The 17,530-nt window shown below is 37.6% G+C and carries 19 protein-coding genes; 4 read left to right on the top strand and 15 right to left on the bottom strand.

All coding sequences use genetic code 11. The features are described from left to right. Positions 1–69: 69 nt before the first annotated feature. The 11 genes from B096_RS0101950 to citD all read right to left on the bottom strand — a co-directional run bounded on the left by B096_RS0101950 (position 70) and on the right by citD (position 9,324). Entirely contained in the window at positions 70–615 is a 546-nt protein-coding gene (locus B096_RS0101950) for a DUF4256 domain-containing protein (RefSeq protein WP_018579101.1), read from the bottom strand. 36 nt (positions 616–651) lie between these two features. Continuing rightward, positions 652–1,098: a CBS domain-containing protein gene (locus tag B096_RS0101945; RefSeq protein WP_039736844.1), complete on the bottom strand. Its 447-nt coding sequence runs from the start codon at positions 1,096–1,098 to the stop codon at positions 652–654. 65 nt (positions 1,099–1,163) lie between these two features. Then, the gene (locus B096_RS0101940) at positions 1,164–1,841 is read right to left on the bottom strand and encodes a DNA alkylation repair protein (RefSeq protein WP_026254089.1); all 678 of its coding nucleotides are present in this window, start codon (positions 1,839–1,841) and stop codon (positions 1,164–1,166) included. Positions 1,842–2,084: 243 nt separating this feature from the next. After that, positions 2,085–3,197 (bottom strand): sodium ion-translocating decarboxylase subunit beta, encoded by a 1,113-nt coding sequence (locus B096_RS0101935; RefSeq protein ID WP_018579098.1) that lies wholly within the window; start codon positions 3,195–3,197, stop codon positions 2,085–2,087. Between the two features lie 3 nt (positions 3,198–3,200). After that, complete coding sequence (locus tag B096_RS0101930; protein ID WP_018579097.1) at positions 3,201–3,530, bottom strand: biotin/lipoyl-containing protein; 330 nt, start codon at positions 3,528–3,530, stop codon at positions 3,201–3,203. 13 nt (positions 3,531–3,543) lie between these two features. Further along, positions 3,544–3,819, bottom strand: coding sequence for an OadG family transporter subunit (locus tag B096_RS0101925; protein WP_018579096.1), 276 nt, complete (start codon positions 3,817–3,819; stop codon positions 3,544–3,546). Then, entirely contained in the window at positions 3,819–5,213 is a 1,395-nt protein-coding gene (locus tag B096_RS0101920; protein WP_018579095.1) for a pyruvate carboxylase subunit B, read from the bottom strand. Before B096_RS0101920 ends, B096_RS0101925 begins: the two co-directional genes overlap by 1 nt. 72 nt (positions 5,214–5,285) lie before the next feature. Further along, complete coding sequence (locus tag B096_RS0101915) at positions 5,286–6,584, bottom strand: 2-hydroxycarboxylate transporter family protein (protein WP_018579094.1); 1,299 nt, start codon at positions 6,582–6,584, stop codon at positions 5,286–5,288. Positions 6,585–6,593: 9 nt separating this feature from the next. Then, positions 6,594–8,141, bottom strand: a complete 1,548-nt coding sequence (citF, locus tag B096_RS0101910) for a citrate lyase subunit alpha (RefSeq protein ID WP_018579093.1) — start codon at positions 8,139–8,141, stop codon at positions 6,594–6,596. After that, positions 8,138–9,031, bottom strand: a complete 894-nt coding sequence (locus B096_RS0101905) for an aldolase/citrate lyase family protein (RefSeq protein WP_018579092.1) — start codon at positions 9,029–9,031, stop codon at positions 8,138–8,140. The genes citF and B096_RS0101905 overlap by 4 nt, the downstream gene beginning before the upstream one ends. Continuing rightward, entirely contained in the window at positions 9,028–9,324 is a 297-nt protein-coding gene (gene citD, locus B096_RS0101900) for a citrate lyase acyl carrier protein (RefSeq protein WP_018579091.1), read from the bottom strand. Before citD ends, B096_RS0101905 begins: the two co-directional genes overlap by 4 nt. A 180-nt stretch (positions 9,325–9,504) precedes the next feature. Here citD and citC point away from each other — a divergent pair, with 180 nt between their 5' ends. The 4 genes from citC to B096_RS0101880 all read left to right on the top strand — a co-directional run bounded on the left by citC (position 9,505) and on the right by B096_RS0101880 (position 12,615). Then, positions 9,505–10,524, top strand: a complete 1,020-nt coding sequence (gene citC / locus B096_RS0101895; protein WP_018579090.1) for a [citrate (pro-3S)-lyase] ligase — start codon at positions 9,505–9,507, stop codon at positions 10,522–10,524. A 1-nt stretch (position 10,525) separates the two neighbouring features. After that, positions 10,526–11,017: a citrate lyase holo-[acyl-carrier protein] synthase gene (gene citX, locus B096_RS0101890; RefSeq protein ID WP_018579089.1), complete on the top strand. Its 492-nt coding sequence runs from the start codon at positions 10,526–10,528 to the stop codon at positions 11,015–11,017. A 93-nt stretch (positions 11,018–11,110) separates the two neighbouring features. Beyond that, positions 11,111–12,088 carry a biotin--[acetyl-CoA-carboxylase] ligase gene (locus B096_RS0101885; RefSeq protein WP_018579088.1) on the top strand — a complete coding sequence of 326 codons (978 nt, stop codon included), beginning with the start codon at positions 11,111–11,113 and terminating at the stop codon, positions 12,086–12,088. Beyond that, entirely contained in the window at positions 12,088–12,615 is a 528-nt protein-coding gene (locus tag B096_RS0101880) for a biotin transporter BioY (protein ID WP_018579087.1), read from the top strand. The genes B096_RS0101885 and B096_RS0101880 overlap by 1 nt, the downstream gene beginning before the upstream one ends. An 11-nt stretch (positions 12,616–12,626) precedes the next feature. Here the strand turns inward: B096_RS0101880 and B096_RS0101875 are convergent, their stop codons facing one another. The 4 genes from B096_RS0101875 to B096_RS0101855 all read right to left on the bottom strand — a co-directional run bounded on the left by B096_RS0101875 (position 12,627) and on the right by B096_RS0101855 (position 17,367). Continuing rightward, on the bottom strand, positions 12,627–13,439 hold the full coding sequence (locus tag B096_RS0101875) for a triphosphoribosyl-dephospho-CoA synthase (RefSeq protein WP_018579086.1): 813 nt from the start codon (positions 13,437–13,439) through the stop codon (positions 12,627–12,629). After that, a complete protein-coding gene (locus B096_RS0101870; RefSeq protein ID WP_018579085.1) occupies positions 13,426–14,130 on the bottom strand; it encodes a GntR family transcriptional regulator in 705 nt (234 codons plus the stop codon). The genes B096_RS0101875 and B096_RS0101870 overlap by 14 nt, the downstream gene beginning before the upstream one ends. A gap of 467 nt (positions 14,131–14,597) precedes the next feature. Next, positions 14,598–15,866, bottom strand: a complete 1,269-nt coding sequence (locus B096_RS0101860) for a hypothetical protein (protein ID WP_018579084.1) — start codon at positions 15,864–15,866, stop codon at positions 14,598–14,600. Between the two features lie 232 nt (positions 15,867–16,098). Further along, positions 16,099–17,367 carry a hypothetical protein gene (locus B096_RS0101855; RefSeq protein ID WP_018579083.1) on the bottom strand — a complete coding sequence of 423 codons (1,269 nt, stop codon included), beginning with the start codon at positions 17,365–17,367 and terminating at the stop codon, positions 16,099–16,101. Positions 17,368–17,530: the final 163 nt, after the last annotated feature.

Below are 17,530 nucleotides of genomic sequence, written 5' to 3'. Positions count from 1 at the left end.
TGATTATAAGGTAAACCGGTTTTGTTGTCAATTAATATTTAACAGAAACACACTAAAAAAGCAGATCATTTACGATCTGCTTGAACTTATTTTCAGAAATGTTCGAAAGCCACGCGCTGCATAGTAAGAATCTGCACCATTATGATAAATGAATACCGTTCCATATCGGTAATCACCAAACAGTGCACCCCCTTGATTCCGTATCGATAATGGGGTCTTCAGCCATGACGATGTTTTTTGGTCAACGGCATCGTTAGATTGTAAAATACGGTAAAGGTCTTCATCCAACAAAGCCACACCTGCTTCGTGCGCTGTTTTAACCGCGCTACCGCTCGGTTTGTTCTTCTTACGTTGTTCTAACGCTTCTTGGTCATAACACAGGCTGCGGCGTCCTGTAGGGCTTTCTGGAGCTGCATCCATAAACAGCCACGTCTTATCGTCAAGTGTAAATAAATCGGGTTCACCACCGGTTTCTTCCATCCATAACAATGAATCGTAGAAACTCTTATTTTGATCTAAGATATTCTGAACGGTGTTCCATGACACATTAGGGTGACGGTGTTCATTCATTTCAAAACGTTCTTGTAATTGTATAATTAATTCCTCATATTTCATGATTTCACATCCTTTTAAAACATCACTCGTTAAAACTTAACGGCGTGCATCTTGATAGTACATAAGTACTGACTTACGCGTAATAATTCCCATAAACTTATTACGATCATCAACTACGGGGACAAAGTTTTGATCTAAAATACGTTCTAACACATAATTTAAATCAACATCAATAGTAACTGGAGGATTCCATGAAAGACGCATGATGTCTTTGAGAAGTACATCTTCACCATCCTTCATATCTGTAATGTGTTCATCCAACAGATACCATAGAAAGTCACCTTCATTAATCGTGCCATAAAATTGACCATCTTCGGTAATTACCGGCATGGCGGTATAACCGTGAAAACGCATTTTTTCGAGTGCTTGACGCACTGTCGCGGTATTTGTTATATAACCAATCATCCCTTTTGGTTTTAATAAAAACGCAATACTTGTAAAAGGGGCTTCTTTTAAATTTTTTATATTATTTTGAGTTGTCATAGTCCCATCCTTTAACACCCCTATTTTACCATACCCCATTCAAACGCTCTTCAAATCACATAACATTACACATTCCGTTTTAAAACAGCATCCATCCAAAGTGGTGCATACGCCGATGTACACCCCTTCGCAACGGTCATCTCTTTGTATACACCATGCTTCGTGCCGATCGCATAAGCTTGTTTGGTAAAGACCTCATATCCAAATCCAATCTCACATAAAGCGCGATTCATCATCCATTGTGTTAAGGGTTGCGCACTTGATAAATTCGCATCGATAACCTCTAAGATTGCTTGAAGTTCATCATTTGTCCCTTGTTTATGTTTGATTTGGTCAACATAAAACGTCCAAAGTGCACGGCCAAAATGATCCTCTGGTTTTGAAGCTAAGCACTGCATCAATTTATCCTTTTCTGGCATTAAAACAAGACACTTGAAAATGAGGTCTTCTTGTAGTGTCATCACTACGATACCATCGAGCATACTCATGGTCATATTGACATCCATTTTTTGTGGATCAAAAAGCATTACCGCAAGCAATTGGTAATCGACGATCTGAGTTGCCCACAGTTCAAGTGCAAGAGCATGATTGCGCCCAATTTCACGCGCAAGTTTACGTAAAATTCCTAACGGTACTCCTACCGCATCAGAATCAGAACCTTGTTTCATCAGCGTTTTTCGCCGAGACGCATTATGATGCGCTGCTAGGTTTGTTACAACGTTATCACGAGTCCATTCCATCATCTATCACCCCAAACACCATTATAACGATTAACCTCTCAAAAATCGCGGATAACGACCCCATCATTAAGGCGTTCCCACGAACACACTTTACTAAAAAAATATATTTAATACCAAAAGAGGCTCTGTACATTAAATATTATAAAATCACGGGTATTAGAGATAAAAAAAAGAAAACCGTAAGCAAATCACAATATGTGATCCCTTACGGTTTTTCATCAATTATAAATAGCGTGATAGGATACGTTATCCAAAGAATGTGAGTAATAATCCTGCCGCAACAGCAGAACCAATCACACCGGCAACGTTTGGACCCATTGCATGCATTAGAAGGAAGTTTGAAGGATCCGCTTTTTGACCTTCAACTTGCACAACGCGTGCAGCCATTGGAACAGCAGATACACCTGCTGCACCAATCATTGGGTTAATTTTATTTTTAATAAAGAGATTCATGATCTTGGCAACAATAACTCCGGATGCTGTACCTACAGCAAACGCAACAAGTCCAAGTGCAATAATCCCTAAGGTTTGTGTATTAAGGAAGGTTTCAGCATTCGCTGTAGCACCAACGGTCATCCCTAAGAAAATCGTGATTGTATACATCAGAGGATTTTTCGCAGTTTCGACTAAGTTCGGTACTACACCGACTTCTTTGATTAAGTTTCCAAACATAAGCATCCCTACAAGTGGAGCAGCGCTTGGAACAATTAATGACACTAAAATTGTAACAACGATGGGGAAAAGAATTTTCTCTTTTTTAGAAACTTCTCGAAGTTGAACCATTTTAATTTCACGTTCTTCTTTCGTTGTTAACGCGCGGATAATTGGCGGTTGTATGACGGGTACAAGCGCCATGTAAGAATAAGCAGCAACAGCAATTGGACCTAATAAATGAGGAGCAAGTTGGCTCGTAAGGTAAAGTGCTGTTGGTCCATCAGCACCTCCAATAATCCCAATACTTGATGCTTCCATAACGTTAAATCCAAGTGCAATCGCACCCAAAAACGCAAAGAAGATACCAAATTGAGCCGCAGCTCCTAATATAAGACTTTTAGGATTTGAGAGCAAAGGACCGAAATCCGTTGCCGCACCAACCCCCATAAAAATAAGTGGTGGAAACAAACCAAGGTGAACCCCTTGATAAAGTAAATTTAAAACTCCACCTTCTTCCATTACACCCGATAATGGCAAGTTCGCAAGCAACATACCAAATGCAATTGGAATTAATAAATAAGGCTCATACCCTTTTTTTATTGCAAGATACAAAAGTGTACAAGCAATTAAAATCATAATGAATTGCCCCAAGGTCATGGCAGCAAATCCCGTTTGATTTAAGAAGTCAAATAATATGTTTAACATATCTTAACCTCGAAAGGTCAACAAGTCTTGACCATTATCAACTACTTGTTTTTCTGTAACAAGTACTTGATCAATCACACCATCTTGGTCTGCAACAATTTCATTTTCCAGTTTCATTGCTTCAATAACCATCACTGCTTGACCTTTTGAAACTGTCTGACCTGGTTTTACAAGAACACTTAATACGGATCCTTGAATCGGCGCTTTTAAAGCAGCACCAGAACCATTGTTTGATACGGGTTTTGCTTGTGATGGTGTGGGTTCAAAATCGCCTACTTTTTCAATTTCAACCTCATATACTTTACCATCCACAGATACTTTATATTTTTCCATTCATATCTCCCTTCTATCTAACTCTCTTAATTGATTTAATACGAATATTTTGACCTTCATTGCTTTGTGCTAAACAACTTACTACAAGTTTCGCTACCAGTCTTTCTTCTTCATCATTGTCAACGATGCTTTCTGACGGTTCAACACGTGCTTCAGGTGTTTCAAATTTATTTAATACTTTTGTAAAAATTTGAAGAACACATGCTAAGAGAAGCAGAATGACAAATACAACAAGCATTGAAAATAAACTAACGGTCAACCCATCAAAAAATGTAAATGTTGTGTTCATTATTGTACTCCTGCATCAAACATCTTGAATTCAATATATTCAGGACGTTCTGATTCTTTTTCTTCTTCTAAAATAGCGTGTTGTGGGAAGAGAATGTAAGACAACACCTCTTCTTCAAGTGCCTCACGACCTATTTTTTCTTCAAGTTCGCGTTTTTGATCTTCATAAACACTTGGCATTGCCTCTACAGGCTGTTTTTCAATACGTTTTTCATCTTTTAAGATTAAATCAATAACCTCTTGATTTACTGCTCCAGGGAAGGTGCCATAAAGACCCATTGCATAATCTTTAATTTCCTTTGGAACCATTTTATATCGTGACCCGGTTAAAACATTTAATACGGCCTGTGTGCCGACCATTTGTGATAGTGGTGTCACTAAAGGAGGATATCCTAAATCTTTTCGAACATTTGGAATTTCTCTTAGAACTTCTTCATAACGATCTGAAGCCCCTTGGTCCTTTAATTGACTCATTAAATTACTGAGCATACCACCCGGTACTTGATAGGTTAATATATTCGGGTTAATAATCAACGCTTTGGTTGGATACTGTCCACTTGCAATATATTTCGTAGCAAGTTGATTCGCTTCTTCGTATGCGCCTTGTAAGGCTTGATGTGTAATGGTTGTTTCGCGATCGCAAACATGTGCTGTTTCCAACAATGTTTCAAGCGCGATATGGGATGTTCCATTTGAAAATGGAGAAATACAGCCATCGACAATATCGACACCTGCACGCATTGCTTGTTCAAAGACAAGGTTTGAAAGACCTGTAGTCGCATGTGAATGAAGGTTAATAGGAACATCGAGTTCATCTTTTAGACGTTTTACGAGTTCATAAGCAACATCCGGTAATAAAATACCTGCCATGTCCTTAATGCAAATTGAATCCGCACCTGCATCAACAAGTTGTTTCGAGTACGTTACATAATAATCAATATTATGAACAGGACTAACAGTATACGAAATTGCCCCCTGGCAATGACCGCCATGTTTTTTAATAAAATGAATTGCATTTTTAACATTTTCGATATCGTTTAAGGCATCAAAAACACGAATAATATCGATACCATTTTCGATACTAAGACGAATAAAACGTTCTAACGTATCATTATCATAGTGACGATAGCCAACAATATTTTGACCTCTTAATAACATTGAAAATGGTGTGTTCGGTGCAACCTTCTTCATATCTCTTAAATTCTGCCATGGGCTTCGCTTAAAAAAACGTAGCGCTCCATCAAAGGTAGCACCGCCCCATACTTCAATCGCATTAAGACCAACTTGATCCATTTCAGCAAGAATTTTAAGAATATCTTCATGTTCCATTCGGGTTGCCAGTAACGACTGATTTCCATCACGCACCGTTACATCATTAATTTTAATTGTTTGCATAGATCTCCTTTCTGAACTATAGCATTACGGAATGAAAGAGAGACTTTGAAGCCTCTCTCATTCCTTCATACATTACATAAATATTGAGAATAATATGGATCCAATTATTAGAACAATTGCACCACCAAGTCGTGATGATAATTGCGCATAGGCCATAAGCCCCATACGGTCTCCAGCACCCAGCACTGCAAGGTCACCAGAACCACCACGGTTTGCCATACATAGTCCAGCTGTAATCGCTGCATCAATTGGGTAGAACCCTACAAACCAACCAACGATTGCGGAACCAAGTGTAGCTCCTACAACAATTGCAAGTGCAAGAATTACGTTGCTGAATGATAATGCAGCAGCAAGTTCACCAAGGTCTAAATCAACTCCAACTCCAACCATGATAATAAGAACAAGGTATTTAGAGAAGAATGTTTGTAATCGTTTCGCACCTTCACGAATATTTTTAGGTACAACACCTGTAGCAGCTAAGATAACTACAAAGATGATCATGTATGCAAGGTTATGAATTTTAACACCAAAGATACTTGGTAAGATTAATTTACTCATTAAGAATCCAAATCCAAAACATGCAAGTCCAAGAACAAGTCCAGCAGCAACATCTTGAAGTGTTGGATCATATTTTTCATCTTCTTTAACGAGTTCTTCAGATTCATTACGTAAGATTGTGCTCTTATTTCCAGTTAAGTTTGGACGTAATTCACCAAGACGGTCAAGTAATGATGCCATCATGATTGCAAAGATATTTGCAACTGTAAGAATGATGATTGCGAATTGGTAGTAGTTTTCACTAGGAAGACCTGTAACATCCGCATACATTTGTGATAGTGGAACCGCTCCACCACCATTACCGCCACCCATAACAGGTAGTACATAGTTTAAGATAATATCTTGAGGTGCTTTTCCGAAGAAGAGACCCACAAGTGAAGCAAGCAAGAATGCTCCTAATAATCCACCTAGAATTGCAGGAATGTATCCTACAAAACTTTTTAGTAGAACCTTACGATCAAGGGATAAAACACTCCCTGTAATCAATACAATAATAAAGAGATTAAGGAAGTTTACTTTTTCAGTAAAGTTTCCAATTGACTCAACATAAATTTCAGGAAGAATGTTGAAATATACAAGTGCTGATGTTCCTAAGAACGCAAGCACAATTCCTCCCCCAACATATTTATTCCAAATTGGAATACGATTTCCAATTTCATAAAGTGGAATACCGATTGTAAACATAATTAATAGTGTTGCAGGCATATCGGTTCCAAAGGTTTCTGTAAAGATTCCAAGTATTCCGACTGCAAGGATTGCTAGCATGATTGGCCATTGAATCCCGTAAAACTTAAGTTGTTTTTTCTCTGACATAATGTCCCCCTAGATATTTTTAACTTGACGTATCACGTCAATAAGTGTTCCATCACGATACTCAACAAGTGCTACGACCTTATCTTCAAACTGAATGTCAGCTGGTTCCCCTACAATGTCGTAAGCCATATCGCGTAATTCTTCAATCGTTACTAATGGTAAATCTGTCTTCTTCAATGCTTCAAGAATATCCGTACGTGCTGGGTTAACCGCAACACCATAATCTGTAACAAGAATATCAACACTTTCTCCAGGTGTTGTTACGGATGTAACTGAGGTTCTAACTGTTGCTAATCGACCACGTACTAGTGGTGAAACAATAATACAGCACTTAGCGCCTGCAGAAGTATCAACATGTCCACCAGGTGCACCTTGAATGGTTCCATCGGAACCAACTACAACGTTAACATTAAAATCAACGTCAATTTCGAGTGCTCCAAGGATTACATAGTCTAATTTATTTACATATGCCCCTTTATTTAATGGATTTGCATACTCGGAAGTTGATATTTCAAAATGATTTGGTGTTTCATGTACCGATTCAACACTTGCAAGATCAAAGTCTTGTGTATCTGCGATTGCATGAATGTAACCTTCTTTAAGCATATCAACCATCGGTTTAACAATACCACCTAAGGCAAAACTCATTTTGATGTCTTGATCGGCCATTGGTTTTTTCAAGAATTGTGTTACTGCTAAACTCGCACCACCAGCTCCAGTTTGGAAGGAGAAGCCATCTTTAAACCAAGGGGTATTCACAACACATTTTGCAGCATATTCCGCGATCATGAGTTCTCGTGGATCTTTGGTCATACGAACTGCATTTCCTGCAATTTTCGATGAATCTCCAACTTTATCTACTTCAACAACATAATCGACATCAATGCCCTTAATTGAATAAGGATTGTTTGGATAAGGTACAAGGGTATCTGTAATAACTACAACTTTATCTGCATAACGTGCATCAACATCTGAATAACTTAATACACCACAGTCAGCCTTACCACCTTTACCCGAGGCATTTCCATACACATCACTTGTTGGTGCACCAATAAAGGCAACATCAACTTTAACTTGTCCTGTTTCAATTGCACGAACACGTCCACCGTGTGAACGGATCATTGCAGGGTTTTTAAGTTTTCCATTTGAAATAGCATCACCAATTTCATCACGAACACCTGAAGATGAAATTGTTGTAATTGTACCATCTTCAATTAAAGGTACAATTGAAGCTTGTGCTTTACCTAATGATGAAGCACATAGGTATAAATCTTTGATACCCATTTCTTTAATAACTTCAAAAACCATTGAAGCAATGTAATCACCATTTCTAAAGTGGTGATGGAATGAAATACACATACCATCTTTAAGACCCACTTTTTCTACTGCTTCGCGAATCGAATTGAGTACTTTTGAATCGTGTGGGTTTACTTGAGCTTTAATTGTTGGTGCAGCCTTTGTATACTCATAATTATCACGATAGTATTGTCCTTGGAACGCTTCAACACCGTTTACAAGAAATTCATCAGGAATTATACGATTTACTTTGTTTTTCATACTAAATCCCCCTTATATACGCCTGCTGCTTGTGCGAGTTCAAGGGTGCGTTTAGCACCTTCAACATGGGCAACGTCAACCATTTGTCCATCAACAATAAGAACTCCAATACCTTTTGCAGCACTTTCCTTAACACCTTCAACAATATGTAAAGCGTGTTCGATTTCTTTTTGTGTTGGTGTAAAGACTTTATGAATTGTTTCAATTTGTCTTGGTGAGATAATTGACTTCCCATCAAATCCCATATCTTTAACCAATCGTGTTTCTTTTTCAAGACTTTCGAAATCATTAAGGTCCGTATGTACGGTATCAAATGCCATAATTCCTGCAGCACGTGCTGCAATCACAAGCATTGAACGAGCCATGAATAACTCTTCTCCCGTTTTTGTACGTGTTGCACGCATGGTTCGTGTAAAGTCTCCAGCACTTAAAGCAACACCCATCATACGTGGACTTGCCGTACAGATATCGTATGCATTGATTACGCCAAGTGGTGATTCAATGGCTGCCATTAACATTGTTGAGCCCACTTCACGACCAAATTCTTTTTCAGCTTCAGCCATAAGGCGTTCAACGTCATAAATTTCTTCTTTTGTTTCTGTCATCGGTAAACGAATACCTTCACATCCACCTGCAATTGCGGCGCGAATGTCTTCATGGTAGTACGTTGTCGTTGCCGGGTTAATTCTTACCCAACGCTCTACTCCATGATAATCTACGGATTTCAACGTGTGATACAGTTGAACTCGTGCTGAATCTTTTTCACTTTCCGAAACTGCATCTTCTAAGTCAAGGATGACACAGTCAGGCTTGTAAACATATACATCTTTCACAAGCGATGCACGTTGTGCATTCAGAAACATCATTGTACGTCTAATTCTGTTTTTCATAATTTAGACCCCCAAGGTAGGTTTGTTACTGTATCGCTTGCACGAAGAACAGCAGTTTGTACACGGGCTTTGATTGTACAATCTAATGCCCCTTGATCTTGAACAACGATTTTCGCATCTTTGACTTCCAATGTATCTAAGACTTCATGAACCGTTTCAAGAATTTGAGCGCCATATTGTTTTATGACACTACTGTTTAATTCTACAGAGACTCCATCTGTAGAAGGTTCCACCATAACCTGTACATCACTTGATTCTAATGTACCTGCTATTGCGCTGTGTTTGATTTCCATTTCTTCTCCTTCCCCCTATATCACAAACATCACATTCGTAATATAAGTTCCTGTACTTAATTAATACCATATGGCAAACGCTTACATCAAGGGTTGGGGTCCTTAAAGAACATCCAAAAAACACTTATGAAACAAATCTTTGGTATGCTATTATTGAAATAACAAGAAAAGGAGATCTTTATGATTAAAAAACTGTACATCAAATCAAACGCTTCCGTCAAAGAAAAATGGCTCAACTTACTCATGAAAGAAGGCATTCGTGAAGAAACAACACTTGACGAAACTTATGGTTACTATAATGAAGACGATGAACTGATTGCGACTGCATCACGATACCAAAATGTGATTAAATGTGTCGCCGTTGATTCAACGTACCAAGGGGGATCACTCTTCAATGAAATCATATCTCATGTGATGAACCAGAATGTCCAGTCTGGATTCTTCAAACACTATGTCTATACAAAGCCTGGATGTAAAAAAGGCTTTGAATACTTAGGCTTTCATGAAATTGAATCCGTCGACAACGCCCTTGTATTTATGGAAAAAGCGATTACCGGTTTTGATGCTTTCATTCAAAAATTGGCAGAATATAAACACGACGACAATAATATAGGTGCTATCGTAATGAACGCGAATCCGTTTACCCTCGGTCACCAATTTTTAGTTGAGAAAGCATCCAAAGAGAGCCAATACGTCTATGTGTTTGTTCTTAGCGAAGAAATGAGTGCTTTTAAAGCAGACCAACGCCTCAAACTTGTCCAACAAGGTACAGCACATTTAAACAATGTGATCGTCTTACCAACAGAAAATTATATGGTTTCTAATGCAACCTTCCCTTCTTACTTTTTAAAGGAAGATGATGATGTAACGCGAATCCAAGCCCGCCTGGATGCACGTGTCTTTGCAAACCACATAGCACCTGCTCTCGGTATTACAAAGCGCTACGTAGGCTCAGAACCCTTCTCCAATGCTACAAACATTTATAACGAATCCTTACTTGAAGAATTCAAGGGTAAACTAACACTAGAAATCGTAGATCGTATCGGTAATGAAGAAAGCATCATTTCCGCAACCAAAGTGCGCTCATTAATTTGCGATAATCAACTTGAAGCCGTTAAAGCATTCGTTCCTCAAACAACCTATGCATTTCTAGTCTCTGAAGAAGGCGCGCAAGTCATTGCAGCGCTGAAGGAAGCTTAATATGACAAATGAAGTAAGTTTGGAAGCCATGTTGAATGCTCGAGAACAGCGTGCATCCGTCATCAATCAACTCCAACAGGACTTCCCACACCAAACAATCATCAGTTTTAAATTAAATATTCCTGGTCCCATTAAAAACACACCGGATTATCAGTGGGCATTCCGGCAAGGAATGAATTGTCTCACCGGAATTGCTGAATGTTACCTCGAAGAAATAACAAACTTAACCGGACCAGAAGCCTATTTAATCTCAAACCAGGATGCTGAAACCGTAAAAAAACAGATGGTCCTCATCGAAGATGAGCATCCGCTTGGAAGGCTTTTTGATTTGGATGTCGTATCCGTAAACCGACAGGATTTAGGACTTTCGCCGCGAAAATGTTTACTTTGCGATCAAGATGCCCATGCTTGCAGTCGTAGTCGCAACCATACGCTTGAGACCGTTCTTGAAACCATTAATCAAATCATAACCGCAGCATATCAATCGGAATAAACATTAAAAGAACACCCTATTGTAAACTCTTTCTAAAATAAAGTTTACAATAGGGTGTTTTTATGATAATCTTCATTCGCAAAGGAGAATCCTATGAAAGACAATTCTGTTCTTGAATTATTAATTGAACACAGCGAAAGTTTTTTAAGCGGCGAAGTTATTGGTGCGTCCTTACATATGACACGTGCCAACGTCTGGAAAGAAGTTGATAAACTGAGAAAGCAAGGCTACCACATTGAATCAGTTCGTAATCGTGGCTATCGTTTAGTCAGTCTTCACAACAATCTTTCCGCTGCTGCCATTACGCAATATCTCAATCCAGACTTACTGCAATCTGTAACGGTTCTTGATGCAGTTAACTCCACCAACACTTATGCGAAAGAGGCCCTTGATGATTCATTTAACGATGCATTCCTTATCGTAAGTGACCACCAAACCCAAGGGCGTGGTCGGCGCGGTCGAACCTTTTATTCACCTGCCAGAAACGGAATCTACATGAGCCTTGCTTTTGTTCCAAATCTCTCCGTAGAAGATACACAAATGGTTACGATTATTGCTGCAATTGCCGTAAAAAGAGCACTATTCGATTTATATCATATCGATGTTGATATAAAGTGGCTTAATGACATTTATATCAATGGAAAAAAACTCGCTGGAATCTTGACTGAAGGCGAAATCATTCTTGAATCAAATTCATATCGCTATTTAATTTTAGGTATCGGCCTTAATGTCTACCAAGATTATAATCTTCCTGAGTCGCTTGCATCGATTTATACATCACTCGATCAACATCTCCAAACGGACATTGATCGCAATAAACTCGTTGCATACATTACCGAATCATTCTTCGACCTTTACCATCATTTTCCATCAAATCGCACGCAAATCATCAACGAATATCGTAAATCATGTTTTGTAATTCATCAATTTATTCATATAAATCAAGATTTCTCCAAACGTTATTATGTTACCGACATTGACGAACGCGGACAATTAATTGTAATCGACGATGAACAAAAACAACATACCCTTAACTCAGGAGAAATAAGTATTCAAGGAGCTCAAAAATAATGAACGTTAAAGATTTAGCCCTATCATCCATGTTTTCAGTTTTTATTATTATCGGTTCGATGATTAAAATTCCAATACCAATAGTACCATTCACCCTACAAGTTCTAGCCATTTGTTTAAGTGCACTTTTATTAACACGGAAACAAGCTGTCATGGCAGTGCTCATCTATATTCTAATGGGACTGATTGGTCTTCCCGTCTTTGCAGGCGGCATGTCCGGACCCCAAATTTTCATGTCACCTACATTTGGGTTTATTCTTGGTTTTATCCCTATGGTCTATATCATCAATACCTTATTTCATGTGTTACCATCGAATAAACGTTTCTTAGCATTTATTGCCGGAGAACTAATACTCTATACCTTTGCGTTACCCATTCTTTATTTTAATTTAAAAACCTATCACCAAATCACACTTCCCATTTCCAAACTCTTCATTTCTTATTGTTTTATGTTCGTCCCTACCGATGCGCTATCAATGTTTTTAAGCAATCTCATTGCATCGCGTATGCCGCAACAAAGATCATAGAAAAAGGATGCTTAATCAGCATCCTTTAAACATTCATCACGATACATTTTCATAAATAAACTCAATGCAAGCAAATCCGCAGAGCCTCCAGGACTTAGATTACGTTCTATAAATGCTTCATTCATGAGTTTAAGGTGATCATCCAAATTCTGAATCGGAGCCGATGCAAGTTTTTTTCCAAACGCCAGCCCCTCAATCCCACCACGTTTTACCATGTTGGTATCATTATTTGACTGAATTAATGCTAACAAAGCATGCTTACTCGCAAGATCTTGGTTATCATAAGCATCTAACACCGGTAATGAGACTTCAAATACATGGGGAATTCCTTGTTCAACTTCGCCACGAATACCTGTAAAACCATAATCACGGTACATACGTTCTCCATGGGTATGAAATGAAGTGAGAGATGTTAATTCACGGTCAACAAGACCTTTAGTCATTCTTTGAATTCCTTGACGTAAAGTGTCAAGATTTGGATATTCCATATACGCAATAGCTGCAATCACTACACCGTAGAGAAAATTCGCACCCTTGTGCGTATTCACATTCCCGGTTGCAGCAAACATTTTATGTTCATTTTCAACTCCGACTGATCGAATTACATCAAAGAGTTCCTCATAGGAACCGCAATGGTTTTTACCAGCTTCAAAGTAGGCATCAAACCCCGGCATCAGTGCAAAGCTACTGTCTATAAACATATTATAATTCATATCACGGTGGGAACCGGAATCAATCGGGTCAACCAATCCAGGCTTTGGGTAAAGACTCACTTCCAATATCAGTGATTTGAGGGCGAGCAAGAGGACATCATTTTTTCTCATATGCTAACTGACGATCCATTTCTAAGAGAATAAAATCTCTCGATTCTAATAGGTGTTCCGTGATTACCATCTGCACCTGCTCAACATCATTGTTTTTCAAACATCTAAAAATTAAACGGTGTTCGTGCAATGCTTTAGAGCGACGACTGTCTGCTTTTAAAGAAATATCTCGGAACCGAATAATATAATCGCGCAATCGATTTTGAATCGTTTCTAGGCGTGGCATTTCCGCAAAACGATAGATCATCGTATTGAATTCTTTCGACATTTCAATAACTTTCTCAACATCGCCAACTGCTTGAGCCGCTTCCGTTTCCGTTAAAAGTGCTTCCATCTTTGCTTCACGTTCCGGAGTCATAAGACGCATTGCATTGGTCGTTGCCAATATATCCAAGGCTGTGCGAATTTGGTAAATCTCGTAGACATCTTCGTGTGTAAATGTCGTCACAACAATACCGTAATTGGGTACATATTGGACAATTTCTTCATTTTGAATACGATGTAAAGCTTCTCGAATCGGCGTGCGACTGACATTAAGCGCTTGTGCATAATGTTTTTCATTAATGCGCTCCCCCATTGGAATTACACCATGGATAATCGCAGATCGTAACCCTTCGTAAATTATTTGGTTTAGGGGTAGATTTTGATTTAAATCAATCATACTAATTACATCATCCATATAATCTCTCATGTATTACCTCCTTATATTAATTAAGCCTATTTAAGTCCATTATATGAAGAAAGCATGCAAATGTATACATCCTAAACACTTAAAAAACACTATGATATTTTTGTGATATTTGTTGTGCTTATGACCCTAACTTCGCATCTGCTTTTATTATATCGTATTTTCGCTTCCAAGATGGGAAAATAAACACACACATCAATACTGGTCCCTGTCGAGTTGACAGTAAATAAAAAAATAGATTTATAATCATTAGAACTTAAGTATCCGAGATTTTTTTGAATACGTTCGGTGTTTTACTGCTGAACGTATTTTAAAATTTTCTTTATATGTACGTTGATTATCTTTAGACATAAAAAATACCTCCAAAGTTTTTGACTAAATTTTAACACGTAGGTGTTTTTTATTTAGTGTCAGCTTTAAAGGTACTCTAATCTCAGTGTGTTTTTTATTGAATACGCATTCTTTAAATCTTAAACCTTACGTTTAATGAATAATCCCGAGAATACTAACAGAGCACCGAGCATTGTTGAATAATTTCCAATTCCCGTTGCTGGCAGGATTGATGCATCGAATTCTAATTGTTCTGGTTCTTTGGCTTCCTTTTTAAGCAACTTTTCTTCATGATTCGGTGTATTAACATAATCTAAATTCACAATCATTCCTTCTGAAAGTGCTTTGTGTAAACTACCCTCACTCATAAATGAGTACGTTGCTGATTTACCCTCGTTATTTGCAATCGTTAGATCATAACTGAACATTTCATCTAATAGAGCACGATATTCCGGTGAGTCATAAGCATACTCCTTACTTTCATAGAATTTTACAAGAAACTCAGCTTGTTCATCGCTCATGTGTTTTAAATATTTTTCTTTAATTACAAATGACCCTTCGGCGTATTCTTTCTCTTCAAAAACCATAAACTCTAAATTAACATTCGTAGTTGGACGTCCCATATACGTTCTTTCATCGTTCACGAATTTAGTATCTTCAACTTCAATACCGTTAATATACGTTTTTAGTGATGTGATATATACATCTGTTGTAGTATAAAGATGAATCATTGATACATAGTTTTCGGATCCGATCCAGCCATATCCACCGATGCGTTTTAAAAAGTATTCACCTTCTTTTAAGACCAAATCAGGATAGGGATTTGAATCCATCATTTCTATTTGATGATCAGATTCTAGGAATTCTTTTGCAGTATCAACTTTTAAGTAACCGTAGAAAAACGCACTATCGTGAAAATAAAAATCGTACGAAACTTTACTCATCACAAATGCTTCAATCTTATCCGAAATTTTCTGGAGTTTTTGACGTTCTATACTACAAAGATCTGTATCCTCGACTGCCGGTTTATCAAAATCACAGGATTCATCAATGGCTTCGATTTCGGGTTCGAGTTCTAATATGAGTGCTTCAAACGCTTCTCGATCTTCATCTGTGAAATTTTCAAGTATATCCTTTTCACTTTCAATCTTAAATTGGTATGTCTTTGTTGATTCATCATAGGTTACAGGAACATCAACACCATGATCACCAACATATAATGTAAGAAAGACCTCCATTTCCGGATCTGATGGTTCTAGCGTAAAGTCGGCTTGCCATTCCCCTTCAATCTCGGACCCTTCCCCACTCGGTTTTAAAGTAAGAATATTTTCAGTTGCAGAGATACTTTGTACGGGTGCTAGACCGAGGAATAAAACAGATAATAAAAAAGCATATCTAACTTTTTTCATAGACGCCTCCTTGTATCTATACAAATAGCGTATCATTAAACTGTTTTCTTTCAATATAGTTCATCACTTCTTCATCATCGACTTTGCGCTATCATTAATTCAGTAATGAAAAAGGTTAAAAACACACAAATTGTACTTACAACTTTGTCGTCAAAAAAATAAAAAAGACCAATCCTATTTATGAAACAGCATAAATAGGATTGGTTTCAATTATATAATTCTATCTCCATCTTTAAAATTGCTTTCGTTTTAAAATAATTCCCGATAGGATTAAGAAAACTCCCTCCACAAATACAGAATTCGCATGCCCTGTTTTCGGCAGAATTGAAGCGTCATAATCAAGTTGTTCTGGTTCCTTAGGTACAAGTATTTTTTCATTATGTTTTGGATTATTTACATGATCAAAGTTAACAACAAGTCCTGCAGTCATCGCATCGGTAATTGCACTCGGATCCATAAAAGTATAGACTACTTTTTTACCTTCTTGATTTACAAGAGTCATATCAAAACTGAACATCGAATTTAAAATGCGTAATCGCTCATCAAAATCACGGACAGTATAGTTTGCACTGTTATAAGATTCAAGACCATTAATTTGTTCCTCACTCATTAATTTTCGGTATTGATCTTTAATGATATAGGTTTCTTCACTTAGTGATTCGGGAGTATATATAGAGAATGATGAATGTAATTCTGTTATCGGATGAGCATAGGAATATGATTCAACCTTCTCAAATTCTTGTGTTACTACAGGAATACCATTAAGGTATGTAACTAACGATTGGATGTAAACATCGTGTGTAGGATAAACCATAAGGCGCATTGCATAATTATCGGACCCGATGAGGTCATGGTAACCCACTGTATGAATTAGATACTCATCTTCTTTTAATTTGAAATTAGAGAACTGATTATCTTCAATAACCTCGAAAAAATGCTCTGATTGATTATAAAACTCTTGAGGATTACCAAAATCTAAGTAACCGTATTCAAAATCTGCATTTCGATACGTTAATGTATAACCTATATTTTCTCTAATATAGTTATTCTTAGCTTTTTTTTGAGTTTCAAAATCACTGCGCAATTTACGACAGGTCTCATTATCATTCTCTGAAGTCCCATTCACATCACAGGATGATTCGAAACGACTAAGAGCGAGCTCATAGGCTTTTTGAAGTTCATCATTTTCTTCTTTGAATTCTGGTCCAAATAAAGGAACAACATCCTTTTCTAAATCAATTTCAATAGTATGCGTGTGGTCTGACTCTGAATATGTACTTCCTACCTCTGTCGGAAGTAAGCCGTAATCAATACTAAATGTTAAAACTAGATCCGGATCATACGGTTCAATTTTAAAACGTGCTCTCCAAAAACCGTCGACCTCCGTACCGCTCCCATCTATAAGTACAACCTTCCGAGAATCTATAGCATTAATCCTTTGTACAGGAACACTGCTTAGAAATAGAACTGTCATCAAGAGGCTTGTCATTATTTTTTTCATGGTCTCTCTCCTTGTATATTGATATCATACCATATTACTCGGGCAAAACATGAACATTTCGAAATTTTTTGTAATCGTTTACATCGATTTGACCCTAAAACAAAAATGAATATTAATTTTCTTAGAATTTTGTCTCCCCTATACTTTTTAATGTCTCACATTA

The sequence above is a fragment of the Erysipelothrix tonsillarum DSM 14972 genome (genome assembly GCF_000373785.1).
Classification (GTDB): Bacteria; Bacillota_I; Bacilli_A; order Erysipelotrichales; family Erysipelotrichaceae; genus Erysipelothrix; species Erysipelothrix tonsillarum.
This window is presented reverse-complemented; position numbering and strand designations above follow the sequence as displayed.